This is a genomic window from Streptomyces sp. NPDC111606 (assembly GCF_055656945.1).
In genome coordinates this window covers 109,293-135,383 of record NZ_JBVKBY010000005.1, presented here as the reverse complement: position 1 = coordinate 135,383, position 26,091 = coordinate 109,293, and the positions used below count along the sequence as shown (strand labels likewise).

General features: G+C 71.5%; 23 protein-coding genes. 12 read left to right on the top strand and 11 right to left on the bottom strand.

The window, feature by feature from the left end; all coding sequences use genetic code 11:
* Positions 1–68 precede the first annotated feature (68 nt).
* Positions 69–446, top strand: a complete 378-nt coding sequence (locus tag ACZ7M7_RS19330) for a MarR family winged helix-turn-helix transcriptional regulator (protein WP_383598660.1) — start codon at positions 69–71, stop codon at positions 444–446.
* 39 nt (positions 447–485) lie between these two features.
* Here ACZ7M7_RS19330 and ACZ7M7_RS19325 read toward each other — a convergent pair whose 3' ends face one another.
* The gene (locus ACZ7M7_RS19325; protein WP_472118339.1) at positions 486–1,226 is read right to left on the bottom strand and encodes a maleylpyruvate isomerase family mycothiol-dependent enzyme; all 741 of its coding nucleotides are present in this window, start codon (positions 1,224–1,226) and stop codon (positions 486–488) included.
* 157 nt (positions 1,227–1,383) lie between these two features.
* Between ACZ7M7_RS19325 and ACZ7M7_RS19320 the strand changes: the two genes are divergently transcribed.
* Positions 1,384–1,959 carry a DM13 domain-containing protein gene (locus ACZ7M7_RS19320; protein ID WP_472118336.1) on the top strand — a complete coding sequence of 192 codons (576 nt, stop codon included), beginning with the start codon at positions 1,384–1,386 and terminating at the stop codon, positions 1,957–1,959.
* 53 nt (positions 1,960–2,012) lie between these two features.
* On the opposite strand, the gene ACZ7M7_RS19315 is transcribed toward ACZ7M7_RS19320, so the two are convergent.
* The gene (locus ACZ7M7_RS19315) at positions 2,013–2,402 is read right to left on the bottom strand and encodes a VOC family protein (protein WP_472118333.1); all 390 of its coding nucleotides are present in this window, start codon (positions 2,400–2,402) and stop codon (positions 2,013–2,015) included.
* A 60-nt stretch (positions 2,403–2,462) separates the two neighbouring features.
* Entirely contained in the window at positions 2,463–3,632 is a 1,170-nt protein-coding gene (locus ACZ7M7_RS19310) for an MFS transporter (RefSeq protein WP_472118330.1), read from the bottom strand.
* Positions 3,633–3,825: 193 nt separating this feature from the next.
* On the opposite strand from ACZ7M7_RS19310, the gene ACZ7M7_RS19305 reads away from it, so the two are divergent.
* Positions 3,826–5,304, top strand: coding sequence for a glutamate-cysteine ligase family protein (locus ACZ7M7_RS19305; protein ID WP_383598646.1), 1,479 nt, complete (start codon positions 3,826–3,828; stop codon positions 5,302–5,304).
* Positions 5,305–5,330: 26 nt separating this feature from the next.
* Here the strand turns inward: ACZ7M7_RS19305 and ACZ7M7_RS19300 are convergent, their stop codons facing one another.
* From ACZ7M7_RS19300 to ACZ7M7_RS19290, 3 genes are all read right to left on the bottom strand, one after another.
* Positions 5,331–6,449, bottom strand: a complete 1,119-nt coding sequence (locus tag ACZ7M7_RS19300; RefSeq protein ID WP_472118327.1) for a Gfo/Idh/MocA family protein — start codon at positions 6,447–6,449, stop codon at positions 5,331–5,333.
* Positions 6,419–7,129, bottom strand: a complete 711-nt coding sequence (locus ACZ7M7_RS19295; RefSeq protein WP_472118324.1) for a ThuA domain-containing protein — start codon at positions 7,127–7,129, stop codon at positions 6,419–6,421. Before ACZ7M7_RS19295 ends, ACZ7M7_RS19300 begins: the two co-directional genes overlap by 31 nt.
* A 92-nt stretch (positions 7,130–7,221) precedes the next feature.
* Positions 7,222–8,112: a class I SAM-dependent methyltransferase gene (locus ACZ7M7_RS19290; protein WP_472118321.1), complete on the bottom strand. Its 891-nt coding sequence runs from the start codon at positions 8,110–8,112 to the stop codon at positions 7,222–7,224.
* A gap of 73 nt (positions 8,113–8,185) precedes the next feature.
* Here ACZ7M7_RS19290 and ACZ7M7_RS19285 point away from each other — a divergent pair, with 73 nt between their 5' ends.
* Positions 8,186–8,617: a helix-turn-helix domain-containing protein gene (locus ACZ7M7_RS19285; protein ID WP_383598634.1), complete on the top strand. Its 432-nt coding sequence runs from the start codon at positions 8,186–8,188 to the stop codon at positions 8,615–8,617.
* A gap of 21 nt (positions 8,618–8,638) precedes the next feature.
* Here the strand turns inward: ACZ7M7_RS19285 and ACZ7M7_RS19280 are convergent, their stop codons facing one another.
* Positions 8,639–9,241: a response regulator transcription factor gene (locus tag ACZ7M7_RS19280; protein WP_383598630.1), complete on the bottom strand. Its 603-nt coding sequence runs from the start codon at positions 9,239–9,241 to the stop codon at positions 8,639–8,641.
* The gene (locus ACZ7M7_RS19275; RefSeq protein ID WP_472118317.1) at positions 9,238–10,539 is read right to left on the bottom strand and encodes a sensor histidine kinase; all 1,302 of its coding nucleotides are present in this window, start codon (positions 10,537–10,539) and stop codon (positions 9,238–9,240) included. Before ACZ7M7_RS19275 ends, ACZ7M7_RS19280 begins: the two co-directional genes overlap by 4 nt.
* A gap of 182 nt (positions 10,540–10,721) precedes the next feature.
* Between ACZ7M7_RS19275 and ACZ7M7_RS19270 the strand changes: the two genes are divergently transcribed.
* The 4 genes from ACZ7M7_RS19270 to lpdA all read left to right on the top strand — a co-directional run bounded on the left by ACZ7M7_RS19270 (position 10,722) and on the right by lpdA (position 17,244).
* Complete coding sequence (locus ACZ7M7_RS19270; RefSeq protein ID WP_472118314.1) at positions 10,722–11,312, top strand: hypothetical protein; 591 nt, start codon at positions 10,722–10,724, stop codon at positions 11,310–11,312.
* Between the two features lie 130 nt (positions 11,313–11,442).
* Positions 11,443–14,637, top strand: coding sequence for an amidohydrolase family protein (locus tag ACZ7M7_RS19265; RefSeq protein ID WP_472118311.1), 3,195 nt, complete (start codon positions 11,443–11,445; stop codon positions 14,635–14,637).
* A 173-nt stretch (positions 14,638–14,810) separates the two neighbouring features.
* A complete protein-coding gene (locus ACZ7M7_RS19260) occupies positions 14,811–15,656 on the top strand; it encodes an SCO2400 family protein (RefSeq protein WP_472118308.1) in 846 nt (281 codons plus the stop codon).
* Between the two features lie 175 nt (positions 15,657–15,831).
* Positions 15,832–17,244 carry a dihydrolipoyl dehydrogenase gene (lpdA, locus tag ACZ7M7_RS19255; RefSeq protein WP_383598616.1) on the top strand — a complete coding sequence of 471 codons (1,413 nt, stop codon included), beginning with the start codon at positions 15,832–15,834 and terminating at the stop codon, positions 17,242–17,244.
* A gap of 4 nt (positions 17,245–17,248) precedes the next feature.
* Here lpdA and ACZ7M7_RS19250 read toward each other — a convergent pair whose 3' ends face one another.
* Positions 17,249–17,950, bottom strand: coding sequence for a CPBP family intramembrane glutamic endopeptidase (locus tag ACZ7M7_RS19250; RefSeq protein WP_427842545.1), 702 nt, complete (start codon positions 17,948–17,950; stop codon positions 17,249–17,251).
* Positions 17,951–17,980: 30 nt separating this feature from the next.
* Positions 17,981–19,924, bottom strand: a complete 1,944-nt coding sequence (locus tag ACZ7M7_RS19245) for a glycoside hydrolase family 5 protein (protein ID WP_472118304.1) — start codon at positions 19,922–19,924, stop codon at positions 17,981–17,983.
* A 243-nt stretch (positions 19,925–20,167) separates the two neighbouring features.
* On the opposite strand from ACZ7M7_RS19245, the gene ACZ7M7_RS19240 reads away from it, so the two are divergent.
* The 3 genes from ACZ7M7_RS19240 (at position 20,168) to ACZ7M7_RS19230 (ending at position 23,759) form a co-directional block, all read left to right on the top strand.
* On the top strand, positions 20,168–20,944 hold the full coding sequence (locus ACZ7M7_RS19240) for a class I SAM-dependent methyltransferase (RefSeq protein ID WP_472118301.1): 777 nt from the start codon (positions 20,168–20,170) through the stop codon (positions 20,942–20,944).
* A gap of 135 nt (positions 20,945–21,079) precedes the next feature.
* The gene (locus tag ACZ7M7_RS19235) at positions 21,080–23,143 is read left to right on the top strand and encodes a galactose-binding domain-containing protein (RefSeq protein ID WP_472118298.1); all 2,064 of its coding nucleotides are present in this window, start codon (positions 21,080–21,082) and stop codon (positions 23,141–23,143) included.
* A 19-nt stretch (positions 23,144–23,162) separates the two neighbouring features.
* Positions 23,163–23,759 (top strand): TetR/AcrR family transcriptional regulator, encoded by a 597-nt coding sequence (locus ACZ7M7_RS19230; protein WP_383598601.1) that lies wholly within the window; start codon positions 23,163–23,165, stop codon positions 23,757–23,759.
* Between the two features lie 9 nt (positions 23,760–23,768).
* Here ACZ7M7_RS19230 and ACZ7M7_RS19225 read toward each other — a convergent pair whose 3' ends face one another.
* A complete protein-coding gene (locus tag ACZ7M7_RS19225; protein ID WP_472118295.1) occupies positions 23,769–24,863 on the bottom strand; it encodes an acyltransferase family protein in 1,095 nt (364 codons plus the stop codon).
* A 223-nt stretch (positions 24,864–25,086) separates the two neighbouring features.
* On the opposite strand from ACZ7M7_RS19225, the gene ACZ7M7_RS19220 reads away from it, so the two are divergent.
* On the top strand, positions 25,087–25,971 hold the full coding sequence (locus tag ACZ7M7_RS19220) for a hypothetical protein (RefSeq protein ID WP_472118292.1): 885 nt from the start codon (positions 25,087–25,089) through the stop codon (positions 25,969–25,971).
* Positions 25,972–26,091 lie beyond the last annotated feature (120 nt).

Here is a 26,091-nt window from a genome sequence, read left to right as displayed (position 1 = left end):
CGTATGCATCGAATGCAAGCGCATTTAATTCCAGTGCAACAAAAGGCGATTTCTGCTACGGTGCGGCCATGGCGGCGACGAAGGCCGAGCGGGCGCTCGTGGACCAGTGGCGGGACATCCTGGCGCTGCATGCGCGTACCCAGTGCGAACTCGACCGGGCGCTGCATCAACACGGCGTGTGTGCCAGTGACTTCGAGGTCCTGGACGTGCTGGCGGACGGCGCCTGTTCGTACCGGGTCCAGGAGATCTCCGAGCGCGTCCATCTGAGCCAGAGTGCCCTGTCGCGGCTGATCGCCCGGCTGGAGAAGGACGGACTCGTCGAGCGCGGCATGTGCGCGGAGGACCGGCGGGGTGTCCGGGTGGCGCTCACGGCGAAAGGGCGCACGCTGCACGGCGAGGTGCTGCCGGTGCAGCGCGCGGTGCTGACGAGGATGCTGGCGAACTGACGGGCGTACAGCCCGGGTTGGGCCGCGCGATGGCGCCGTTCAGCTCCAGGTGACGGCGGAGGTCTCCCGCCACAGCGTGGCGACTGCGGCGTCGCCGGTCACGTGCGGGAAGGGCAGTCGGTTCCACAGCGCCAGATACAGCCGTGCCACCGGCCCGGAGATCTCGCAGTCGGCCGGGGCGGCATCGCCCCGCGCGGCCACCGGCGGTTCCTGCGACAGCCGTACGGTCCACACCGCGCCGCTCATGTCCGTCGCCCCTACCCGCAGCACCCGGGGTTCGGCGCTGCGGACCCGGCTCCTGCGCCGGGCGTGGAAGGCGCACAGCAACTCGTCGACGCCGTCCGCCGCGAAGGCGGGGTCGATCCCGCTCGGGGTGGCGCCGCGTGCCGTCTCCGCGTCGAAGCGGTGCACCGTCGTCTCGTGCGCCTGCCTGCGGGCCCAGAACGCGAGGGGCGAGGGAGCGGGCAGGAACTGCCAGCAGCGCACGTCGGCCGGGGCGCCGGCCAGCGTGTCGACCAGCTGACGGTGCCCCTCCCGGAACCAGGCGAGCAGCTCGGCGCCGTCGAGGTCGGGCAGGCCGCCGTCGGGGCGGGCCGAAGTGTGACCCTCGGCCACGAACGCCGCCGCCCAGCGGTGCACCATGCCCGTGTGCCGCAGCAGATCCCGCACCTGCCAGTCCGGACAGGTCGGCACCTCGGCCTCGGCCCCGGCCGCCTCGGCTGCCGCTGCCAGCAGCTGACCCTCGCGGTCCAGGGTTCTGACGAAGTCGGCGGTCTCCATGGGGCGAGTGTGCCGGACGGAACGCCTCCGGTCCCGGCGGCCGTGCGTCGGACGTAAGGGTTTCGTCATCAGCCTCGGTATGCACGCCGGGCCTCGAGTTCCGTTGAATGGACGTCGACGGACGGTCGACGGACGACTCTCAGGAAGCGGGGCGGTTATGGGGCGGGTGCGCAGGCAGCTGTTCGGGCCTTTGGGCATCGGGGTCCTGGTGCTGACGGTGGCCGTGGGCGGCTTCGGGCTGTACTGGTTCCAGCCGTGGAAGCTGTGGCAGGACCGGACCGTGGAGGAGGCCCTGCCCGTGGCGGCACAGACCCCGGCAGGGGCGACCTCCTCGACGGGCGCGTCCTCCCCGGAGGGTGCGGCCCCTTCGGCGCCCGGCCCGAAGACGCTGGCCGGCGGTGAGCTGATCAGCCACGAGCACGCGACATCGGGCACGGTGAGGCTCGTACGGCTGGCCGACGGCTCCCATGTCGTACGCCTGGAGAAGCTGGAGACCAGCAACGGGCCGGACCTGCGCGTGCTGTTGACGGACGCGCCCGTGAAGGAGGGCACGGCGGGCTGGCGTGTCTTCGACGACGGCGCGCACATCAGCCTCGGCAAGCTCAAGGGCAACAAGGGCAGCCAGAACTATGTGGTGCCGCAGGACGTCGACCTGTCCCGCTACAGCAGCGTCAGCATCTGGTGCGACCGTTTCGACGTGTCGTTCGGGGCGGCGGAGCTCGCGCGGGTCTGAGCGGCGTCAGGGCGGCGGGCGCCGACAGGGCGTCCGGACCAGGTGCGGGGCGTTCAGGACCGGCTGGGAAACAGGCAGAACTCGTTGCCCTCGGGGTCGGCCAGGACCCAGTGGTCCTCGTGGCGGGTCACAAGGGTCGCCCCGAGGGCGGTGAGCCTACCGAGCTCGGACTCGGGGTCGGTGGCGACCAGGTCCAGGTGCAGGCGGTTCTTCACGCGCTTGGGCTCCGGGACGAGCTGACACCACAGCCGAGGGCCGCCGCCACCGGGCTCGACGAGCACGGTCGGGTCGTCCTCCGGGCCCGAGATGCCTTGCGCGCGCAGCCGCGCCAGCTCGGCGTCGTCGTACGGGGCGACGTCGTAGTCGTCGAGGGCGGCGGCCCAGAAGCGGGCCGTGGCGGCCGGATGGGCACAGTCGATGACGAGGTCGTGGAGGCGTGCCATCCGGTCATGATGGGGCCGGGGAGTGTGCGGGACAACGTCCTGGGCGGCGTACGACCTCGGTCAGCTGGGTGCCGTGCGCCGGGTCGCGACGCCGATGAGCGTGGCGATCGCCGCCAGTACGGCCACGCTGGTGAGGGCGACGGGCAGGGAGAACCAGTCCGCCATGAAGCCGATGGCGGGTGGCCCGAGGAGCATGCCGCCGTAGCCGAGGGTGGAGGCGATCGCGACTCCGCTCGGTCCTGTGAGGGTGCCCGCGCGTTCGACGGCGACGGGGAAGAGGTTGGCGAGACCGAGCCCGGTCACCGCGAATCCGAGCAGCGCCGCCCACAGGGAGGGCGCGAGCGAGCCGAGGACCATCCCGGCCGCCGCCGTGGCGCCGCCCGCGACGACGGTACGGCCGTGGCCGAGCCGTTCGAGCAGGGCCGTACCGGAGAGCCGGCCGATGGTCATGGCCAGGGCGAAGCACGCGTAGCCGATGGCTGCGACGCCGGGTGTGGCGTCCAGGTCCTGTTCGAGGTGCAGGGCGCCCCAGTCGGCCATGGCGCCCTCGCCGTAGGCCGTGCACAGGGCGATCAGGCCGAAGACGATCACCAGTCCGCGCGTTCGGGGATCCAGGCGGCGCGGGGCGTCCTTCGCGGGGCGTCCGGGGCTCGTGGGAGTCGGCGGCTCGTGGCGCAGCAGCGTACGTCCCGCCACTGCCGTCACCAGCAGCCCGATGACGGTGAGGCTCAGCAGATGCCGGGTGGGGGAGAGGGTCCCCGCGACCAGCCCGCCGAGGCCCGCGCCGACCATGCCGCCCAGGCTGAAGGCCGCGTGGAAGCTGGGCATGATGGGCCGGCGCAGGGCCGCGACCAGGTCCACGGCGGCGCTGTTGAAGGCGACGTTGATGCCGCCGTAGGCGGCGCCGAAGATCAACAGGACGGCACCGAGCGCGAGCGTCGAGTGCGTGAGCGGAGGCAGCGCCACGCTAAGGGAGAGCAGGACGGCGCAGACCACGGTGACCTCGTGGGTGCCGAAACGGCGGCAGAGCCGACCGGTGAGCGTCATGGTGAGCACGGCACCGGCGGAGACGCCGAGCAGGGCCAGGCCTAGGTCACCGGCCGACGCGCCGGTCTGCTCCTTGATGGCGGGAATGCGGACGACCCAGCCGGCGAAGAGGAAGCCGTCCAGGGCGAAGAAGGTGGTCAGGGCGATACGGAGGCGGGAGAGGCCGTTCGTGGTGCCCGGCACGGCGTTGTGCGATCGGGCTTTGTTTATTTGCGGCACAAACTCAGGCTAAGCGGGGCCGGGGGTGACGACAAGGGGATACGGGGAGGGGAGGCCGGGACGGGAGCGGACCAGGTCGGTGCCCTGACTGTCCCACTGCCGCCCGAAGTGCGACGCTAAGACCAGAGCTATCCGCCGAGGGGACTCGGGAGGGCGCATGGGACGTGACGTGCCGGCCCTGGTGTTCACGCGGGAGGATCGCCGTCAATACCGGGAGAAGATGCACACCTGCCTCGATGTGCTGGCGCAGATGCTGCGCGAGTCGACCTTCGAGAGCGAGCGGCCCCAGGTCGGGCTGGAGATCGAGCTCAACCTGGTGGACGACGACGGGCTGCCGGCGATGCGCAACACCGACGTGCTGCAGGCGATCGCCGACCCCGCCTGGTCGAGCGAGCTGGGCCGCTTCAATCTGGAGATCAACATTCCGCCCAGGGAGCTGACCACCGGTGGCCCCGGCGCCTGGGAGCAGGCGATCCGTGACGCGCTCAACCACGCCGAGGACCGCGCCTCGGCCGTGGGCGCCCACCTGATCATGGTCGGCATTCTGCCGACCCTGGGGGAGACGGACGTCGGCGAGCGGGCCCTGTCCGGTGATCCGCGGTACCAGCTGCTCAACGAGCAGATCTTCGCGGCTCGCGGCGAGGACCTGCGGATCACGGTGGACGGGGTGGAGCGCCTGGCGACCTACGCCGACACCATCACCCCCGAAGCCGCGTGCACCAGTACCCAGTTCCACCTCCAGGTCGCCCCGAAGGAGTTCGCGGCCTACTGGAACGCGGCCCAGGCCGTCGCCGGCGTGCAGATCGCCCTGGCGGCGAACTCCCCCTACCTCTTCGGCCGGGAGCTGTGGCGCGAGACCCGGATCCCCCTGTTCGAGCAGGCCACCGACACCCGCCCCCAGGAGATCAAGGCCCAAGGCGTACGACCCCGGGTGTGGTTCGGGGAGCGCTGGATCACCAGCGTCTTCGACCTGTTCGAGGAGAACGTGCGCTACTTCCCGGCGCTCCTGCCGCTGTGCGACGACGAGGACCCGCAGGACGCCCTCAACCAGGGCGGTGCTCCGGAACTGGGCGAACTCACCCTGCACAACGGCACGATCTACCGCTGGAACCGCCCGATCTACGCCGTCACCGACAGCGGTCCGCATCTGCGCATCGAGAACCGCGTCCTGCCGGCCGGGCCCACGGTGGCCGACATCATCGCCAACGGCGCCTTCTACTACGGCCTGACCCGCGCCCTCGTCGACGAGGACCGGCCGATCTGGACGCGGATGTCGTTCTCGGTCGCCGAGGAGAACCTGCACACCGCGGCGCGCGACGGCATCGACGCCCGCCTGTACTGGCCCGGCATGGGCGAAGTGCCCGTCGCGGAACTGGTGTTGCGGCGCCTGCTGCCCCTGGCCCACCGTGGCCTGGAGCTGGCCGGGCTGGACGCGGCCTGGCGCGAACCCCTGCTGGGCATCATCGAGCAGCGCTGCATCACCGCACGCAACGGCGCGCTGTGGCAGGCGGAGACGGTCCACCAGCTGGAGAAGGCCGGCGTCTCCGACCGGAGGGAGGCCCTGCGGCAGATGACCACGGCGTACATGGACTACATGCACCTCAACGCCGCCGCGCACACCTGGCCCGTGGACTGACCCCCGCCCGCGCACCGCGACTCGGGTCAGCGGGCGTCCCTCACTGCGCCCCTCCATTCCTGCGCAGCCGTCAGCGGGACGGGAACCGGCGGCTCCGCCGAGGTCGTCAGCTCGATGCGGCGCCCCTCGGCCGACGAGCGCAGCAGGGCGGTCATCGTCTCCAGCACATGCAGGGCGAGTTCACCGTTCGCGCGGGGCGCCCGCTGCCCCTGTGCGGCGACGAAGTCGAGCAGGCCGAGACCCCGGGCGCCGTCGACGTAGCCCGCCGAGGGCGGGAGGGTGCGCCACTGTGTGTCGCCGAGTTCGAAGAGCCGCACCTCACCGTCGAAGCGGTTCGGGTCCGGAACCGTGAGGGTCCCCGTCTCGCCGTGGACCTCGATCGGAGCCGCGGTCGTGGCCACGCCGTCGAAGCTCGTCGTGATCGTCGTCAGGGTCCCGCCGACGTGCTCCAGCACACCGGAGACATGACTGTCCACCTCCACCGGTATCCGCTCGCCCGCCCGCGGTCCCGAACCGATGACGCGCTCGGCACGCAGCCGGCCGGCCGCCCCGATCACGGCACGGACGGGACCCAGCAGATGGACCAGGGACGAGAGGTAGTACGGCCCCATGTCCAGCAGGGGGCCACCCCCGCCCGTGTAGTAGAAGTCGGGGTGCGGATGCCAGCGTTCGTGCCCCGGCGTGACCATGACCGCGGTGGCGAACTGGGGGCGTCCGATGCGGCCCGCCGCGACGGCCGCGCGCGCCGTCTGGATGCCGGCGCCCAGGACGGTGTCCGGCGCGCACCCCACACCGACCCCCGCTTTCACGGCGGCCGCCATCACGGCGTGCGCGTCCGTGAGGCCGGCGGCCAGCGGCTTCTCCCCGTAGACGTTCTTCCCGTGGCCGATGGCGCCGAGGGCGATCTCGGCGTGCGCCGCGGGGACGGTGAGGTTCAGCACGGTGTCCACGTCGGGGCTGCTCAGCAACTCCTCGACGGTCAGCGCCGCCACGCCGGGGACCTCGGCGGCGACCGCCGTGGACCGGGCGGCGTCGAGGTCGGCGACCGCGGTGACGCGCACGGCCGGATGGCCGACGAGCGTGTCCAGGTAGGCGCGGGAGATGACGCCGAGACCTACGACGCCGACGCGGTGCGCGTCGCCCACAGCATGCCCCTCTCGATGACGGTGCGGACGTTCGGGTCCTCCAGCACGTCGAGGCTGTGCCCCGGTGTCGTCACCAGCACGCGCCCGGCGCCCCACTGCCGGGTCCAGATCGCCGGCGAGGTGACGGGGCGGTGCCACGGCTGCCACGGCCGGGCGGGGTGGGTGGTGGTGGCCAGGACGTCGATCAGGTCGTCGTGGAGCACCCAGTACTGCTCGGTGTGCAGTTCGAAGTCCTCGATGCCGGCCGTGACGGGGTGCTCGCGGCCCAACTCCGTGATGGTGACGACGTGCGGCAGGTAGTTGTCCTCCTGAACTCCCCGGCGTTCACACGGCTCCTTGCCCGGATGCGTCGCGAACTGCCCGCCCACCAGATGGAGATAGTCGGAGGACGCGCGGAACGAGTCGGCGATGCCGCCGTGCCAGCCGGTGAAGCCGGTGCCGGCAACGACCGCCGCGCTCAGTCCCGTCAGCTGCTCGGCACCGATCTGCGACATCGTGACGCACTGCACGACGAGATCGGTGCCGGCCATCTCGGCGGCGTCCGCGTAGACCTCGGTCGACTCCTCGATCCGGACGGCATAGCCGTTGCTCCGCAGGAAGGGCAGGAACAACTCCGTGGCCCGGACCGGGTCGTGCCCCTCCCAGCCGCCGCGCACCACCAGGGCCTTCTTCCGCGTCATCTCGTCCCTTCGTGAGGCCGGAGAACAGCGTCATCACTATGCGCCGAGCTCCTGCCCCTCGCAAAGAGTCGCCGGACTCTGCGAAAGTTTCGCTACGGCGACGTGGGTGAGGTGGGCGAGGCCGACGCGGATGACGCGGACGTGGCTCGGGCGCCGACCATCCAACAGGCCGACGTGAAGCGGACCTCCGTGCCGTGCACAAAGCCGTCGAAGGCGGCGCGGACGGTTTCGACGACCCTTGCGCGGGTCTGCTCGTCCGCTTCGGGCAGCACCTGCCCGACCGGACCGAGACGGGTGAAGTACCGGACCAACTCCTGCTCGGGCAGCGTGCAGGGCACTTCGACCGGCCGGATGTCGATGCCGGACCACCCGCTCTCCGTCAGGATGCGACGGACCCTCTCCGAGTCGGCGAAGGCGAACTGCCCCGGCTCGTCCGGCCGGCGGACGGGGAGGTTCGGCAGGAACGGCGCCGCGGCGCGCTCGGCCGTCGTCATGAACGGATTCTCGGCGGGGCCGCGCCAGACGATGAACCGGAGCGCGGCCCCGTCCCTGGCGGCGGCCCGCAGGTTCGCGAAGGCCCGGACGGGGTCGCTGAAGAACATGACGCCGAAGCGGGAGACGACGGCGTCGAAGGTGGCGGGCTCGAAGACATGCTCCTGCGCGTCGGCGTGGATGAAGGACACCGGCGTGTCCTCCCGCTCGGCGCGCGCCCGGGCGGCGGTGATCATCGGTTCGGAGATGTCGATGCCGACGCAGTGACTCTCCGGACCGAGCCGCCGAGCCACGGTCACCGTCGTGCCGCCCGTACCGCAGCCGACGTCCAGCACCTGCCCCGTCCGTCCGGCGGGCATCGCTTCGATGAGCAGCTCTTCGAACGGCCGGAGCATGTCGTCCAGCAACGCCTGTGTGTCGACCCAGGCGTTGCCACTGCGGCCGCTCCAACGGGCCGCCTGTTCGTCATCGGTCCTGCGCCTGCCGTCCATATCTCCTCCTGCGCTTGCGTTCATCGGGCCGGGGTGACAGCGTGCTACTTCAAGTCGACTTGAGGTCAAGCGGATGACGGACCTGGACATCGCCGAGGTGGCGCAGCGCGCCGGGGTTCCCGCCTCGACGCTGCGGTTCTACGAGGAAAAGGGGCTGATCGCCCCGACCGGCAGGCGGGGCCTGCGCCGACAGTACGATTCTGGCGTACTGGAACGCCTGGCGCTGATCGCGCTGGGACGCACCGCCGGCTTCTCGCTCGACGAGATCGCACGCATGTTCGCGCCGGACGGGCAGCCGCGTATCGACCGGCAGATGCTCTCGGCGAAGGCGGAGGAGCTGGACTCAAGGATCCGCGAACTGGGCGTCTTGCGGGACTCCCTGCGGCACGCGGCGTCCTGCCCCGCGCCGAGCCACATGGAGTGCCCCACCTTCCGCCGCCTCCTCGCGGCCGCCGCGTCCGGCACTGTCGCGGTGCCGGGAAAGCGGACGCCGGGAGCGCCGTGAAGCCTTGCCAGGGTTGCAGGGTCAGATCCAGCCCTGTTCCCAGGCGCGGTGCGCGGCCGCATGGCGGGTCGGGGTACCCAGCTTGGACATGGCCGCGGAGAGGTAGTTGCGGACCGTGCCGGGGGCCAGGTGGACGGCGTCGGCGATCTCGGCGATCGAGGCGCCGGTGCGGGTCGCGCGCAGGACCTCCAGTTCGCGGCCGGTGAGGGGGCAGTCGTCCTCGGTCAGCGCGGAGGCGGCGATGTCCGGGTCCACGTAGCGGCGGCCGGCGGCGATGTCCCGGATGATCTCGGCAAGCCGGGTCGCCGGGGTCGTCTTGGGGACGAAGCCGCGGACACCGGCGGCCAGGGCCCGGCGCAGCACGGCCGGCCGGGCATGCCGCGTCACCAGGACGATCTGCGTGGGCAGTTCGGCCCGGATCTCCTCGGCGGCGCGGAGCCCGTCGGTGGGCGGCATCTCCAGGTCGAGTACGGCGATGTCGGGGCGCTGCTCGCGGGCCAGCCGCACCGCCTCGGTGGAGGTGGACGCCTCGGCGACCACGGTGAGGTCCTGCTCCAGCGCGAGCAGGGCGGCCAGGGCGCTCCTGAGCATGTCCTCGTCGTCTGCGATCAGAAGGCGGATCATCGAGGGGCTCCGTCCACGGGGTTCGGCGACTGCGCTGCCTCCGGCGAGTCGTGCGACACCGAGGGCTCCGGCGACCCCGACGATCCCGGCGACCTCGGCGCCCCTGACGCACACGTCGGCAGCGCGGCCCCGACCACGAAGCGATCGCCCTCGTGCTGCCAGTTCAGCTCGCCACCGGCCGCCTCCAGCCGCTCGGCGAGGCCGCGCAGCCCCGTGCCGTCCAGGGCGGCCGGATGCTCCTCGGCACCGTCGTTGCGTACGCGCAGGCGGGCGTGGCCGTCGGCGATGCGGTAGTCGACCTCGGCGTGTCCGGCCCGGCTGTGCCGCAGCACGTTGGTCGTGGCCTCGCGCATCACGAGACCGAGGAGGTGCCGGGCGGAGTCCGTGAGATCGGCGGCCACGGCATCCGGGTCGAGCGTCATCCTCGCGTCGATGCCGGCGGCGGCCAGCACCCGGGTCGCGTTGCCGATCTCGTCATCCAGCGTCGTACGACGGTAACCCCGCACCACCGCCCGGGTGTCGCTGAGGGCGTCCGCCGACAGCTGCCGTATCTCCTTCATCTCCGCGGCGGCCCGCGCCGGATCCCGCTCGACGAGCCGTTCCGCCAACTCGCTCTTCAGGGCGATCACTTGGAGATGGTGGCCCTGGATGTCGTGCAGGTCGGCCGCGAACCGCAGCCGTTCCTCCCTGACCGCCAGCTCCGCCTCCAGCCGGCGTGCCTGGTCCAGCCGCCGTGCCGTGTCCCAGGCCCACAGCGGGCCGAGCGTCACCCAGGCCGTGATGGCGACCAGTCCCGCCGGGAACAGGGCCGCATACGCCGACTCCCCGTCGTCCCCTGCAAGGCTGACGACGCCGCCGGGGAGCAGGGCGAGGGCCACGGCGCCGCCGACCAGCAGTCGCCTGCGGCGTGGCGGGAGGTACGTGGCGACGATCGCGACCACCAGCGCGGGCGTCACCGCCCACAGCCCGTAGTTGCGCTGGGCCAAGGGGAGCGCCGCGAGCACGACTCCCGCCCCGACCGCGGCGGTCAGCAGGCCCACGGGCGGTCCGCCGGGCTGTGCGTCGGGGACCGGCAGGAGCGCAAGCCGTCGGCTCAGCAGGGCGACGCTCGCCCACACCTCGACCACGAGCGCGGCGGCGGCCGGCGCGCGCGCCCATAGCGGGACGTCGCCGTCGAGGACCCACTCGCCGACGAAGAGGACCAGGACGCACGCGGTCATGCCCGGCACGGTCCACCACGTGTAGCGACGGAAGCCCGTCAGCCCCGCCGCCTCGCGCTCGATCTCCCCGTCCCCCACCCGGTCATTGTGGCCCAGGCGGGCCGCATGACACATGTCATGCGCGGACGTGACAACGCCACGCGTGCGCAGGGGGATTCGGCACTACTGGCGGGCCTCGTCGCGGCGGAGGCTGAGGGCGTATGTAACAGCGGCGGCAGACGCAGCCGATACCCCGACCCCGTACCGAAGGAGAGCCCGTCATGCAGGCACGCCCCACTCACCCGACGGCCGTACGGCCGCACCCGAGCACAGCGCTCAGGCGGCGTTGGCCGACCGCGCTGGCCGCGGCGGTCGTCATCCTCAACGTGATCGCATCCGCCTCGCAGGACGTGGCCGACGCAGTCGGAGGGTTCGCCGAGACCCTGCCGTTGCTGCCCCTGATCTATCTGGTCGTCCACCAGATCGGCAGGCCGCAGGCCACCTGGCCGGTGCTCGGGGCCGGACTGGTGGCCGTCTTCGCCCTCGCCGCCCAGGATGTGGTCGCCCCCTCGACGGTCCTGGTCGCCCTCGCGGCGGCCGTCCTCGTGTGGGGCGCCGTCCGCGGGACTCCGCACAGCCGGGCCACGTTCGGGGTACAGGCCGCGGGCGCCGTCGTCTTCTGCGGGCTCGCCTCCGCGGGGCTCGCGGTGGATCCGGACCTGGGCCGATACCTGGTGGCGGCCGGCTGGTTCTGCCACGGCGTCTGGGACTTCGTGCACCTACGCCTCGACAAGGTCGTCTCGCGTACGTTCGCCGAGTGGTGCGGCGTCATCGACGTACTCGTCGCCGTCCAACTGCTCTTTCTGGTCTAGCCGAAAAACGGGTGCCCCGAGTGGCCGGAAACGGCCGAGAAACGCCGGGGCGGACGCGTAACCGGGAACCGCCCCGTACGTTGCCACCAGTGGTCCCTCCTGTCCCCAACTCCGCGCCCCGGGAGCTCGCTTGGACCCCGACGACACCGCAGCCGCCCTCCGCCTCGGCCCGCTCTCCCGCCGCAGATTCCTCCAGGGCACCGCCACCGCTACCGCCACCGCAGCCGTCACCGGATCTACGCTCTCCACCGTGAGCACGCCGGCCGTCGCCGCCTCCGCCGCGACCACCCTCTCCTTCACCGCCGCCACGGGCGGCTCCGCGACCCTCGCCCCCACCGGTGACCGGCTGGTCGCCGAGGTGCAGAACGTGCTCTGGTCCATCCCGAGGAAGGGCGGCACCGCCGTCCCGCTCACCCCGCCCGGCCTCGAACCCACGCGCCCGCAGTTCTCGCCCGACGGCAGCCGCCTCGTCGTCTGCGCCTACCGCGGCGGTGGCTTCCACCTCTGGACGCTGCGGCCCGACGGCACGGGGCTGCGGCAACTCACCGACGGCCCCTGGGACGACCGGGGCCCCGCCTGGTCGCCGGACGGCTCCCGGATCGCGTTCGCTTCCGAGCGCGGCGGCGACACCGTGACCGGCTCCCCGTACCGCATCTGGACCGTGGACGCGCGCACGGGCACGCCGACCCGGCTCACCGGGCGCCCCGACCAGCAGGGCCCTGGGCAGGACGCCCGCTGGGAGGACTTCGACCCCACGTGGTCGCCCGACGGGCAACGGGTGCTGTTCGTGCGGGCCGTCGTCACCGCGACCGGCACTCTCCGCGCGACCACGATCGCGTCGGTGGCCGCCGACGGCACGGGCCCGGTCATCACCGAGCACACCGACGGCTCGGGCGCCCAGCTCATGACCCCTGCGGTGTCGTCCACCGGGCGCCTGGCCCACCTGCGCACCACGGCCTCGCCTGCCGCGTCCTGCACGCTCGTCGTGGACGGCACACCGGTCGCGGTGCAGGGCGACGTCCTCCCCGCCCCGCCGCGCTGGACGGACGCCGACCGACTGCTCCTCAACGTCGGCGGACAGTTCCGCCTGGTCGATCCGGACGCGCCGGGTGACGGCGAGGAGATCCCGTTCACGGCCACACTGCCCGTGGACCGGCCCCGCTTCCGGGGCAAGACGTACGACTTCGAGGGCGCCGGCGCCCGTCCCGTCCGCGCACTGCACCTGCCCGCCCTGTCGCCGGACGGCCGCAGCGTCGCCTTCGCCGCGCTCAACGCGCTGTGGACCGCCGGGACGACCGGCGGCCGAGCACCGCGCAAGGTCCTGCAGGTCCCCGCCACCCGCTATGTGCTGGCGCCGACCTGGACGCCCGACGGCACGGCACTGGTGTACGCCGACGACCGTGACGGACTGTTCGCCGTACGACGCCGGGACCTCCGCTCCGGTGCGGAGACCGTCCTCGCGGCGGGCGGACGCGTCTTCCCCGCCCTCTCGCCCGACGGGACGCGGCTGGCCTGCCTGGACATGTCCGGCAACCTCCTGGTGCGCGACCTGCCCGAAGGGGCCGAACGCGTCCTCGCCGCCCCGCTGGGAGCGGGCGGGCTGCCCGGCCGACCCAGCTGGTCGCCCGACGGCCGGTATGTGGCGCTGTGCGACCGGAACCGTCTCAACCAGCGGTTCCGCGAGGGCTACAACCTGATCCGCGTCGTCGACACGGCCACCGGAACGGCAGCCCTGCACGCACTCGCCCCGCACACCTCGCTCTCCGACCGCTACGACTCCGGGCCGGTGTGGTCGCCGGACGGCCGCTGGATGGCCGTGGTGGCGGAGTCGGCGCTGTGGCTGCTGCCGGTCCGCGCCGACGGCACCCCGGACGGCGAGCCACGCAGGCTCACCACCGAACCGGCCGACCACCCCTCCTGGTCCGCCGACGCCCGCTCCCTGCTCCACCTCTCCGCGGGCACCCTGCGCCTGACCGACCTCCGCAGCGGCACAACCCGTACCGTCCGCGTCCCGTTCGACTACCGCAGACCGCGCCCGGCGGACACCGTGGTGCACGCGGGCCGCCTCTGGGACGGAACCGGAACGGACGTCCGCGAGAACGTCGATGTCGTGATCCGCGACGGCCGTGTCGCGGACGTGTCCCCGCACCGCGCCGGCCGCCCGGCCGAACGCCGCGTCGACGCGAGCGACCGCACCGTGATCCCCGGCCTCTGGGACGCGCACACCCACCCCTGGCAGACCACGTACGGCGGTCGGCAGACCGCGCTGCAACTCGCGTACGGCATCACGACGGCCGTCTCGCTGGGCGGTTTCGCCTACGAACAGGCCCGCATCCGGGAGGCGGTCGCCGCCGGTGTCCTCGCCGGGCCCCGGCTGCTGACCACCGGTGAGCTGCTCGACGGGCCGCGCGTCGCCTACAGCATGGGCCGCGCCCACCGGACCCGCGAAGGCCTGCAGCGGTCGCTGGCGCGGGGTGCCGCGCTGGACTGGGACTTCGTGAAGACGTACGTACGGGCTCCCGGGTGGGTGATGAAGGAGGCCGCGGACTTCGGGCACGAGCGGCTCGGCGTGCGCAGCGGCAGTCACCTGTGCAGTCCCGGTGTGCAGCTGGGCCAGGACCTGACGACGCATTTGCAGGCGACCCAGCGGCTGGAGTTCGGCCACGCGACGTCCGCGGCGGGGCGGGCCCACCAGGACGTCGAGGAGATCTACACCGCGACCGGCTTCCACCTCGTCGCCACCCCGTTCACGGCACTGGCACTGCTCGGCGCCGACGCCGCCCTGGCGGACGACCCGCGCGTCACCGCCGTCATGCCGCCCTGGGACACCGCGCTCGTCCGACAGCAGGCCGGACAGCCGCCCAGCGAAGCCCAACTGGCCACACTGGGGCGGGAGATGGACATCTACCGGCGCGTCCTCGCGAAGGGCGGCCTGATCGCGCTCGGCACCGACCAACCCATCGTCCCGGTCGGCCTGCATCTGCACCTCGCCCTGCGCGCCCTGCACAACGCCGGCATGTCACCGGCGGAGGCACTGCGCACCGCGACCCTGCTGCCCGCGCGGGTCTTCGGCGCCGACGCCGACCTGGGCACCGTGGAGGAGGGCAAGCTCGCCGATCTCACCGTCGTGGACGGCGACCCGTTCACCGACTTCACCACGCTGATCCGCACGGTGGCGGCCCTGCGCGGCGGCGTCCTCTTCGAGCAGGCGGACCTGGTGGACGCCTTCGACACCGCCGCCGACACCGCCACCGGGCGCCGCGTGACGGACGACTGGCTGGAGGTGGGCCGCCAGATGCGTCGCGAGGGGTGCTGTGACCTCTGAGCAGGTCACGGCACACACACACTTCGTGAAAGATCTGCGCAGGAGTATCACCCGGGATGCACACAGCCTTTTGAAAGGATCGTTAGCGTTCTGGCCGTTCGACCCCACGTGCAAACGTGACCAGGCCGCGGCCGAGCAGAGCCGATGGCGCAGTCAACCCAGGAAGACCGCAGATGGACTACTGCTCCTCGTGCCGCCGGCATCTCAACGGGGCCCTCGTGTGCCCCGGATGCGGCGCCTATGCCCCGGACATCGCTCCCTCGACGACAGGGGGACGCACCGTGTCGGCGGCACCGGGCGCGGTGACGCGGGAGCGGCCTGCGGCCGATACCTGGTACGACGGCTACTTCCGTGACGAGGCACCGTCGGCCGACGCGCACGAGACGGCGCCGGGAGCCCCGTCCGGTGGTGTGGACGGCGCACCGGCCGTCCCCGAGGGCCGGGCGGCGCGGCGTCGGCAGCGGGCCCGCTGGAAGAAGAACCAGCGCCGGGCCGTGGTCGCGACGGCCGTCGCACTGGTCGGCGGCGGCCTGACCGTCTCGGCGCTCGACCGCGGGGCCGGCGACAAGGCCCAGGCAGCCACCGCGCCGGAACGCCCGAACGTGGGCCTCCCGGAGCAGCAGCACACGGAGCTCACCCGCCCGGCGTCCACCCCGCCGGACACCCCCGACGCCCCGCGCACCGACACGTCCACGTCGAAGCCGTCCCCGACCAACGCCGCCCGGGAGTCCGTCACGGCCCCGCGCACCACGCGGGACTTCACCCGACCGGACGCGGCCACCACGCCGAGTCCCACGGCGACCTCGGCCCCGCAGTCGCAGAACGCCTCCGCGAATCCCGGCGGAGGGAACTCCGGCGGCAGCGGCGGCGGTGGCGGCACGGAGGCCGAGCAGCAGGCGCCGGCCCCGGCGCCGACCGACGGCTCCGACTCCGGAACCTCCACGTCACCGACGAGCCCGGCACCGGAGGCCACCTCGCCGGCGCAGCTGTGCGTGCTCAACCTCCTGTGCGTCGGCTGACCATGCAGGGCAAGTGACCTGACCGCCCGAGCGCACCTCACCTGAGATCGTCGTCACCCCGCCGCATCGCCACACAACCCCGTGGATGCGGTCATGCTGGAAGAAGCCGTACGCCATCGCCCGGCGAGGGCCGGCACCAGCAGAGCAGGACGTCGTACTCAGGAAGGAACTCTCCATGGTCGAGCAGGACGAGCGCTTCGATGTCGTGGTCCTCGGAGCGGGTCCCGGCGGCTACGTCGCCGCGATCCGCGCCGCCCAGCTGGGCAAGCGGGTGGCGGTCGTGGAGGAGAAGTACTGGGGCGGCGTCTGCCTGAACGTGGGCTGTATCCCGAGCAAGGCGCTGCTGCGCAACGCCGAACTGGCGCACATCTTCACGCGTGAGGCGAAGACCTTCGGCATCAAGGTGGACGGGCAGGTCAGCTTCGACTTCGGCGAGGCGTTCCGCCGCAGCCGCAAGGTCGCCGACGGCCGGGTCAAGGGCGTCCACTACCTGATGAAGAAGAACAAGATCACCGAGATCGACGGCCGCGGCACCTTCCTCGACCCGCACACCCTCCAGGTGGCCGGCTACGACGGCGAGACCCGCACCATCGGCTTCGACCAGTGCATCATCGCCACCGGTGCCACGCCCAAGTTGCTGCCCGGCACCCGGCGCAGCGCGCGCGTGGTGACGTTCGAGGAGCAGATCCTGGCCGAGGAACTGCCGCAGTCGATCGTCATCGCGGGCGCCGGCGCGATCGGCGTCGAGTTCGCCTACGTGCTCCACAACTACGGTGTCAAGGTCACCATCGTCGAGTTCCTGGACCGGATGGCGCCGCTGGAGGACGCCGAGGTCTCCGCCGAACTGGCCAAGCAGTACCGCAAGTTGGGCATCGACGTACTCACCTCCACCCGTGTCGACGCCGTCGACGAGTCCGGCGAGCAGGTGCGCGTCACGGTCACCGGCAAGGACGGCAGCCAGCGGGTCCTGGAGGCCGACAAGGTGCTGCAGGCGATCGGCTTCCAGCCGAACGTCGAGGGCTACGGCCTGGACAAGACCGGGGTGACCGTCACCGAGCGCGGCGCGATCGACGTCGACGGGCGCTGCCGTACGTCGGTCCCGCACATCTTCGCCATCGGCGACGTGACGGCGAAGCTGATGCTCGCGCACGCCGCCGAGGCCATGGGCATCATCGCCGCCGAGACCATCGCGGACGCCGAGACGATGGAGCTGGACTATGTGATGATCCCGCGGGCCACCTACTGCCAGCCGCAGATCGCCAGCTTCGGCTACACCGAGGCACAGGCCCGCGAGCTCGGCCACGACGTCAAGGTGGCGAAGTTCCCCTTCACCGCGAACGGCAAGTCGCACGGCCTCGGCGACGCGACCGGCTTCGTGAAGCTGATCAGCGACGCCAAGTACGGCGAGCTGCTCGGCGGCCACCTCATCGGCCCGGACGTCACCGAGCTGCTGCCCGAGCTGACCCTGGCCCAGCAGTGGGACCTCACGGTCCACGAGGTCGCCCGCAACGTCCACGCGCACCCGACCCTCGGCGAGGCGGTCAAGGAGGCCGTGCACGGCCTTGCCGGACACATGATCAACTTCTGACCGTTCAGCCGTCGAGCCACCAGCGGGCCGCCCCCCAGGCAAACGCGTAACCGAAGCCGTTGACCGCCCAGTGCAGGGTCATCGGCGCCAGCAGACTGCCGGAACGGCGGCGCAGCTCGCACAGGACGACCCCGGCGACGGCCGTGGCGACGATCGCCGCGGCCACCGTCGGTGCCACGCCGGCCTGGCCTTCCCCGAAGACGGACCCGACGGCGGCGTTGGAGCGGTTGATGCCACGGGACGGCATCAGATGCCAGACCCCGAACAGCAGCGACGACACGCCCGTGGCCCACGCCGTGCCGTGCCGACGCCGGATCATGGCCCACAGCACGCCCCGGAAGGCGGTCTCCTCCAGCAGTACGGTCCCGAAGGGCACCCGCACCAGCGCTCCCGACAGCATCCGCCCGAGGGACAGGTCCGCCGCCCTGCCGTCCCGGAAGGCCTCGCGCCCGGCCGGAACGGCGAGCAGGATCAGCAGCACCACCAGGACGATCGCCACGAGTACGGGAGCCCACCGCAGCCCCCGGCGCACCCCCGCCGCGTCGAGCCCCAGGTCGGCCGGGGTGAGACCGTCCCAGCGGGCGATCATCAGCAGCACGGCCGTCGCGATCACGCAGATGACCACGTACATGGCTGGGCTCCGCGCGAGCCAGTTGTTCAGCAGGTTCGCGGCGGTGAGCACGGCAAGAGCACAGGTGATCCGCATCCGGGTTCCAGCATCCCCCGGCTGCGCCGATCAGCCCAGTTTGCGGCAGTACAGCGCGTCGGGCGTCCGGGCCGACCCCACCCGGCCGGTGTAGGCGATGCCGGCCGCGTACTCGTCGTCCGCGCACTGGCCCTTGTAGTGGCCCTGCGCGAAGTCGCCGCCCTTGGCGGCCGGCCCCCGGTTGTCGCCCCGGTCGAACCAGACCGTACGGCCACTCGCGCCGAGCCTCCCGGCCGGGGCGGCGGCGCACAGGGCGGCGGAGACGGCCGCGCCGCGGACGCTGTAGCCGATCAGGAACTGCCCCTCGGCGCACTGGAGTTTGGTGTATCCGGACGCCCAGTCCCGTCCCGGGGCCACATGCCGCTCGTCCACGACCACCTCGTGTCCGCCGGCCGGGTCCCCCAGGGCGCCGGCCGTCACGTCCGAGCACAGCCCCCGGTTGCCGGTGTGGCCGAGTCCGAGCAGCCGCTGTCCGTCGGGGCAGACGGCCTTGCGGGCGCCGGGGTTCCAGTCGGGCAGGGCGCGCATCCGCCGCGACTGGACGAAGTCGCCGTGGTCGGGGCTGAGCATGGACCAGTCGGCGACCGGCGCCACCGGCCCGGTGCGGCCCTCGGCATCGATGAGCCTCGTCCAGGCGGCGGCCCGCCAGTCGTCGCCGTCGTACACGCCCATACGGCGGCCTTCGGCATCCCAGTGCAGCAGCGCCCAGCCGTTGCCCTTGCGGTCCTGGTGCCAGCCGACGAGCGGCCAGTAGGCGAAGTCGGCGTCGGTGCGGATCAGTTGGTCCACGAAGTTCTCGAACCAGGCCCGCGGTTTCTGGCCGGTCTCGTCGCGGCCCCCGACGCCGAACTCGCTGATCCAGACGGGTGCCGTGAAGTGCCGGTCCTGCTCGCCGGTCACGAAGAAGGCCTGGCGGTTCAGCACCGCGACCAGTTCGGTCGGGCTCAGGTCGCGGTAGCGGGGATCGCTGGTCTCGCCCGTTCCGGTGGCGCCGCTGTGGTTGGGGCCGGTGTAGTCGTAGAAGTGGGCGGAGTACACCAGCTTGCCGGAGTCGACGAGCGTGTGCGACAGGCGGCGGGTGGGCTCCAGGGTGGGGCGCTCGTGCGGAAGGCCGTCGACAGGGATGCCGGTCCAGTTGATGCCCTCGACGACGATCAGCAGGTTCGGGTTGGCCTCCGTCAGAATGCGGTCGCCGACGCGTTGGGAGGCGGCGAACCAGTCGTGGTTGTCGCCGAGGCCCCAGTTGGGGTCGTCCCACACGTTGCGGCGCACCTCGTTGTAGAGGTCGGCGCCGACGACGCGCGCGTTGTCCCGGTAGCGGCGTGCCATGAACAGCCAGTCGGTCTCCCAGGTCGCGGTGGACTGGCCGGTGTTCCAGCGTTCGTTGCCGTCCACTCCGCAGCACCAACGCGTGGTGTTGGTGTGGTTGTTGAGGATCACCGCGAGGCCGGCCGCCGTGAGGTCGCGCACGACCGCGTCGTACACCTCCAGCGGTGTCTTTCCGCGCAGCGCGGGATTGGCCGCGACGGAGTCGTCCGTGACGGGGCGGCTGTCGTGGATCATCTCGTTGGAGAAGGGGAGCCGGACGCTGTTGATCCCGATCTCGCGGAACCCGGCGATGATCTCGGCCACCGGGGCGCGGTCCAGGCCGAGCGGTATCCGGCCGGAGTTCTCGCCGGCGTGGTGACTCGCGTCGTCGGCCTGGTCGCCCGAGCCGTTCCAAGTGCCGCTGGCGCCATGCCAGTTGCCGGACCGCAGCTTGAAACGGTCCCCGTCCGCGTCGACGATCCAGCGGCCCCGGGTGCTCAGCGGCGGCGTCCACTCCTGCGCGCCGGTCGTGGCGGCGGGCGTGACGACGGTCTCGGCACCGGCCGGCTGCTGCTCGGCCGCGGCCTCGGGCAGGGAGGCGAGCGGGACGAGGAGGAGTACGGCGGCGAGAGTCGCCCTGGCCAAGGATCCGCGCACGGTCACCATCCCGACGGCTGTGTTGTCATGGCGGCGTCATCATGGTGGATGGGGTGACATTGGTCCAGTCTTTCGCGGGGTTCCGGCCCCGGCGCGGTCGGTGCACTGCCTCCTCGCCGACGAACGCGGTCTCCCGCGCCTCCTCCACTCCTCCACCCGAATGGGGCCGCCCCCCTTCACGGCCCGCACCTGTGGCGCCGTGCGGCCCCGTTGAGCATCCTCGGTGGTACCGCGTCCCAGGGAGGCACACCCATGCCGGCCAAGAACGTCACCGCCAACCGCTCCGCCCTCGGCCACCGGCTCACCTACGCCCTGCGCCACCCCGACCGCGTGCCCCGCCATCTCGTCCGCACCGCCCGGGACATGTGGCTGCGCCGCCGCCACCCGGACCACGTCTCCTACTACCGGGCCGTGATGCGCTCCGACACCCGGGCCGACCCGGACGCGGCCGTCGGCAGCCACAACCGCGAGCGATGGCTTGCGCTCGGGGAGATGCAGTTCGACTACCTCCTTGGCCACGGCCTGCGCCCCGGACACCGGATGCTGGAGATCGGCTGCGGCAACCTGCGCGGAGGCTGGCGCTTCATCCGCCATCTGGAGCCCGGCCACTACTACGGCATCGACATCTCGCCCGACATCCTCTTCGCCGCACAGGACACCCTCGTGGCGATGGGTTTGCAGCGGCGGCTGCCCACGCTGACCCCGGTGCGCGACCTGAAGCTGCGCTTCCTGCCCGACGCCCACTTCGACGTGGTGCACGCCCACAGCGTCTTCTCGCACTCACCGCTCCCGGTCATCGACGAGTGCCTGGCCAATGTCGGCCGGGTGCTCGCGCCCGGCGGCTGGTTCGACTTCACCTTCGACCGCACCGAGGGGCAGGAGCATCACGTCCTGCGGGAGGACTTCTACTACCGCACCGAGACCCTCCTGACGCTGGCCGAGAAACACGGCCTGCAGGCCCGCTTCATGGCTGACTGGGAGGAACTCCCGCACGGCCAGTCCAAGATCCGGGTCACGCATCCCGCGTGAGCCGACTCCCCGTCATCAGGTCAACTGTCCCGGACTCTTGACTCGTAAAGCAGGAGTGGCGATCCTCGTCGCACATCTTGCGAGGTCATGACAACCAGTCGACCGCGCGATCCCGCCGACCGAGGGACGTGGGCTGTGACGAGTTCCGGACGCCCGTACCGCAGACGCAAGAACGTGACCGTGGTGTCGCTCCTCCTCTTCGTGCTGTCCATCGCGCTGGGCCCCACGCCGAGTTCGGCGGCCGGAACCGACTGGTGGAACCCGACCGCACGGCCGGCGCCGGACTCCCAGGTCAATGTCACGGGGGAGCCCTTCAAGGGGACCAACGCCCAGGGCGAGGTGCGCGGCTTCGTGGACGCGCACGACCACATCTTCTCCAACGAGGCCTTCGGCGGCCGCCTGATCTGCGGAAAGCCGTTCTCCGACGCCGGCGTCGCCGATGCCCTCAAGGACTGCCCCGAGCACTACCCCGACGGCTCGCTCGCCATCTTCGACTTCATCACCAACGGCGGTGACGGCCGACACGACCCGAACGGCTGGCCCACCTTCAAGGACTGGCCCGCGCACGACTCGCTGACCCACCAGCAGAACTACTACGCCTGGGTCGAGCGGGCCTGGCGCGGCGGCCAGCGCGTGCTGGTCAACGACCTCGTCACCAACGGCGTGATCTGCTCGGTCTACTTCTTCAAGGACCGCAGCTGCGACGAGATGACGTCCATCCGGCTGCAGGCCAAGCTGACGTACGACATGCAGGCCTTCGTCGACAAGATGTACGGCGGCACCGGCAAGGGCTGGTTCCGCGTCGTCACCGACAGCGCACAGGCCCGTGAGGTCATCGAACAGGGCAAGCTGGCGGTCATCCTCGGCGTCGAGACCTCCGAGCCGTTCGGCTGCAAGCAGATCCTCGACATCGCGCAGTGCAGCAAGGAGGACATCGACAAGGGCCTGGACGAGCTGCATGCGCTGGGCGTGCGCAGCATGTTCCTGTGCCACAAGTTCGACAACGCCCTGTGCGGGGTCCGCTTCGACTCGGGCTCGCTCGGAACGGCCATCAACGTCGGCCAGTTCCTGTCGACCGGCACCTTCTGGAAGACCGAGACGTGCCAGGGTCCGCAGCACGACAACCCCATCGGCAACGCGGCGGCGGCCGCGGCCGAGAAGAAGCTCCCGGCGGGCGAGGAGGTTCCCTCGTACAGTGCTGACGCCCAGTGCAACGTCAGAGGTCTCACCGATCTCGGCGAGTACGCCGTACGGGGCATGATGAACCGCGGGATGATGCTGGAGATCGACCACATGAGCGTCAAGGCCACCGGCCGGGTGCTCGACATCTTCGAGTCCGCGTCCTATCCCGGCGTGCTCTCCTCGCACAGCTGGATGGACATGGACTGGACCGAGCGGGTCTACGGCCTCGGCGGCTTCATCGCCCAGTACATGCACGGCTCCGACGGCTTCATCTCCGAGGCCAAGCGCACGGAGGCCCTGCGCGACAAGTACGGCGTCGGCTACGGCTACGGCACCGACATGAACGGCGTCGGCGGCTGGCCCGGCCCGCGCGGAGCGGACGCCCCGAACAAGGTGACGTACCCCTTCAAGAGCGTCGACGGCGGCTCCGTCATCGACCGGCAGACCACCGGTCAGCGCACCTGGGACCTGAACACCGACGGCGCCGCCCACTACGGCCTCGTCCCCGACTGGATCGAGGACATCCGCCGCGTCGGCGGCCAGGACGTGGTCGACGACCTCTTCCGGGGCGCCGAGTCCTACCTCGACACCTGGGCGGCCTCCGAGAACCACGACGCCGGCGTCAACCTCGCGCGCGGCGCGAGCACGTCGGCCAGTTCCTCGGAGTGGAGCCTGTTCACGAGCTACAAGCCGGGGCGGGCCGTCGACGGCGACGGCGGCACCCGCTGGGCGAGCGACTGGAGCGACGACCAGTGGTACAAGGTCGACCTCGGCTCCACCCGCGTGGTCAAGCGGGTCACACTCGACTGGGAACGCGCGTACGCCAAGTCGTACCGTATCGAGCTGTCCACCGACGGAGTGAACTGGCAGACCGCCTGGTCCACGACAGCCGGTGACGGCGGCCTGGACACGGCCCGGTTCGGCGGCACACCGGCCAGGTACGTTCGCGTCCAGGGCCTGGACCGAGGCACCGACTGGGGCTACTCCCTCTACGAGGTCGGCGTCCACAGCGGCTGACACCCACGAGAGGGGCTCCATGGCACGGTTGCCGTCCGCCGAGCGGCGGCGACAGCTCACCGAAGCGGCGATCAGGGCGATGGCCCGGGACGGCGTCCCCAGGACGACCACCCGGTCCATCGCCGCCGAGGCGGGCGTCTCGCTGAGCGTCTTCCACTACTGCTTCGACTCCAAGCAGGAGCTGATCGAGTCCGTCATCACCACCATCACCGGGCACTACGTGACGGTGGTGAAGCAGGCCCTACGGCCCCGGGCCACCCTCGAGGAGACCGTCCGGGCCGGCTTCGAGGCGTACTGGGACCACGTCCGCGCCCACCCGGACGAGCACATGCTCACCTACGAGCTGGCGCAGTACGCCCTGCGCCAGCCCGGGTTCGAGCACCTGGCACGCCGCCAGTACGAGCTGTACGCCGAGACGTACGCCGAGCTCATCGAGCAGTTGCGGCAGACCATGGGCGTCCGGCTCCGCGTACCCGTCCCGGTACTGGCCCGCTATCTGGCCGCCATGACCGACGGCCTCACGCTCAACTACCTCGTCCTCGGCGACGACGCTGCCTGGACCGGCATCCTCGACACGGTCACCGCGCACATCGCCGGGCTGGTGTGCGAGAGCTGACGGGGGCGGTCACCCCCGTACGGCTGCCCGATCACGGGCCTCCTGAGTCGCGTCCCGCCGGAAGAGCCACCGCATCTCCGGCTCCACCACGAACCGCAGCGCCCGCCGCACCGGGGATGTGCACAGCGCGGTCACGACCACCGCGGCGGCGACGGCGACGACGACCGGGCCGAGCGGCTGCTGCATCCAGGCGGGGTCGTACCAGCCGAAGTAGTTCGCGCTCTGGGCGACGAACCCGTGCAGCAGATAGCCGTACAGCGTGCCCACGCCCAGCACCGTGCACCACATCCGCCGCCCGGGCACCCAGGCGAGGAAGCAGGCCACCAGGACCAGCGAGCAGGCGAACAGGACCGGGGTCATCACGGCCCCGTACCACTGGGGCGCGCCCAGCTCCTCGGCGCTGTCGCGGTGGTAGAACCAGGCCCCGGCCATCCGCGGCACCGCCCAGTACGCCACTACGAACGCGGCCACGAACACGGGCACGGCCGCTATCCGCACCGCGCGGCGGCGCACCATCCGGAAGTGCTCCGGGCGCAGCAGCAGACCCAGCACGAAGTACGGCAGGAACTGCAGGGTGCGCTGGAGATCGAGGTCGTTGCCGATGGACGGCGAGAGGGTGGCCAGCATCGCCACGGCGAGCGCCAGCGGCAGCGGCATGCGCACCCGCCGCCACAGCGGTGCGCTGAGCCGCCACAGGAACAGGGACGCGAGGAACCACGTCAGATACAGCGGGTCCAGCAGGCTGATCGGACGGTCCGGTTCCTGGTCCGTCCACCTGGTGAACAGGGTGTACGCCGTCTCGAAGACGACGTACGGGACGACGAGACCGGTCACCAGCCGTCTGAGCTGCTGCGGGCGGCCGTCGAAGCTGCGGGAGAAGTATCCGGAGATCACGATGAACGCCGGCATGTGGAAGGCGTACACCAGCATGTACAGCGCGCTGACCGTCCGGCTGCCGTCCCGCAGAGGTTCCCACGCATGGCCGACCGCCACCAGGACGATCGCCGCGTACTTGGCGTTGTCGAAGAAGGCGTCCCGCTCTTTCGAAGGCGCAGGTGACGGGGCTGTGGCAGGCGCGGGAGCCGTGACGGTGTGATTCGGCATCCCACGCGTCTCACCACTTATGGCCCCGGCAAACCTCCGCAGGCGCCTACAGGCCCCGTGGGCCCCGGGGGGACGGCGCATAGGGCCGTAGGGGTGTGGTCGTAACCCGTGTGATCGCTCCGAATGGTGCGACCCGAGGGATTGGCTGACGGTGGATCACGTCAGGCCTGGCTCCAGTGGTGATGAAGCGTCAGCCGCCCAGGCCGTGACGGAAGGACTCACTATGCGCTCTGTCCGCATGCTGCTCGCCACCGCGACGGCCACGGCCGCTCTGGCGATCGCGCCCACCGCCTACGCCATCACGACGGGGGACTGGGACCAGGAAGAAACCTCCCACAGCAAGGACCACGACAGCGACTCCCACAGCAAGGACCACGAGGAGGAGTCCTCCGGCAAGAAGCACGAGGACAACTCCTACAGCAAGGAGCACGACAAGGAGAGCAAGCACGACGAGCCGCGTGGCGGGGTCCACACGGGTGGCGGAGCGCTTGCGGCCCTGTTCAAGGACGACGACTGGGGCGGGGACAAGGAGAAGGAGAAGGAGAAGGAGAACTCCGACGGCTACAAGGAGAAGGACGAGTCGGACGGCTACAAGGAGTCGGACGGCTACAAGGAGTCGGACGGCTACAAGGAGAAGGACGAGGAGGGCAAGCACGACAAGGAGGGGAAGCACGACGAGGAGGGCAAGCACGACGAGGAGAGCAAGCACGACAAGCCGCACGGTGGGGTGCACACCGGTGGCGGAGCGCTTGCGGCCGTGACCAACGGTGACGACTGGGGCGGCGACAAGGACCCGAAGCACGACCCGGACAGCTACCGCAGCAAGGACGAGGGACACGGCGACCACGACAAGGGCTCGTGGAAGGAAGAGGACCACGGCGACGACTCGTGGAAGGGCGACCACGAGAAGGACTCGTACGGTGGCGACCACGACAAGGAGTCGTGGGGTGGTGGCGACGACCACGACGGGCCGCGCGGCGGTATGCACACGGGCGGTGGCGGTCTCGCCTCGCCGGGTGTCACCGCGGGTGGTCTGGCCGTGCTCGGTGCCGCCGGCGCCGGCATGTACGTGCTCCGTCGCAAGAAGGCCGCCGGATCCGTGGCGTGACCGATGCCCCGATGACATAGCCGCTGTGGCCGCCGCACGTGCGCCGTGCGTCGCGGCGGTCCCGCGGGTCGTCGCCCCTGTCCTCCTCGTATTTCTCCGTCCTGCTGTGTCCGCTGCTGT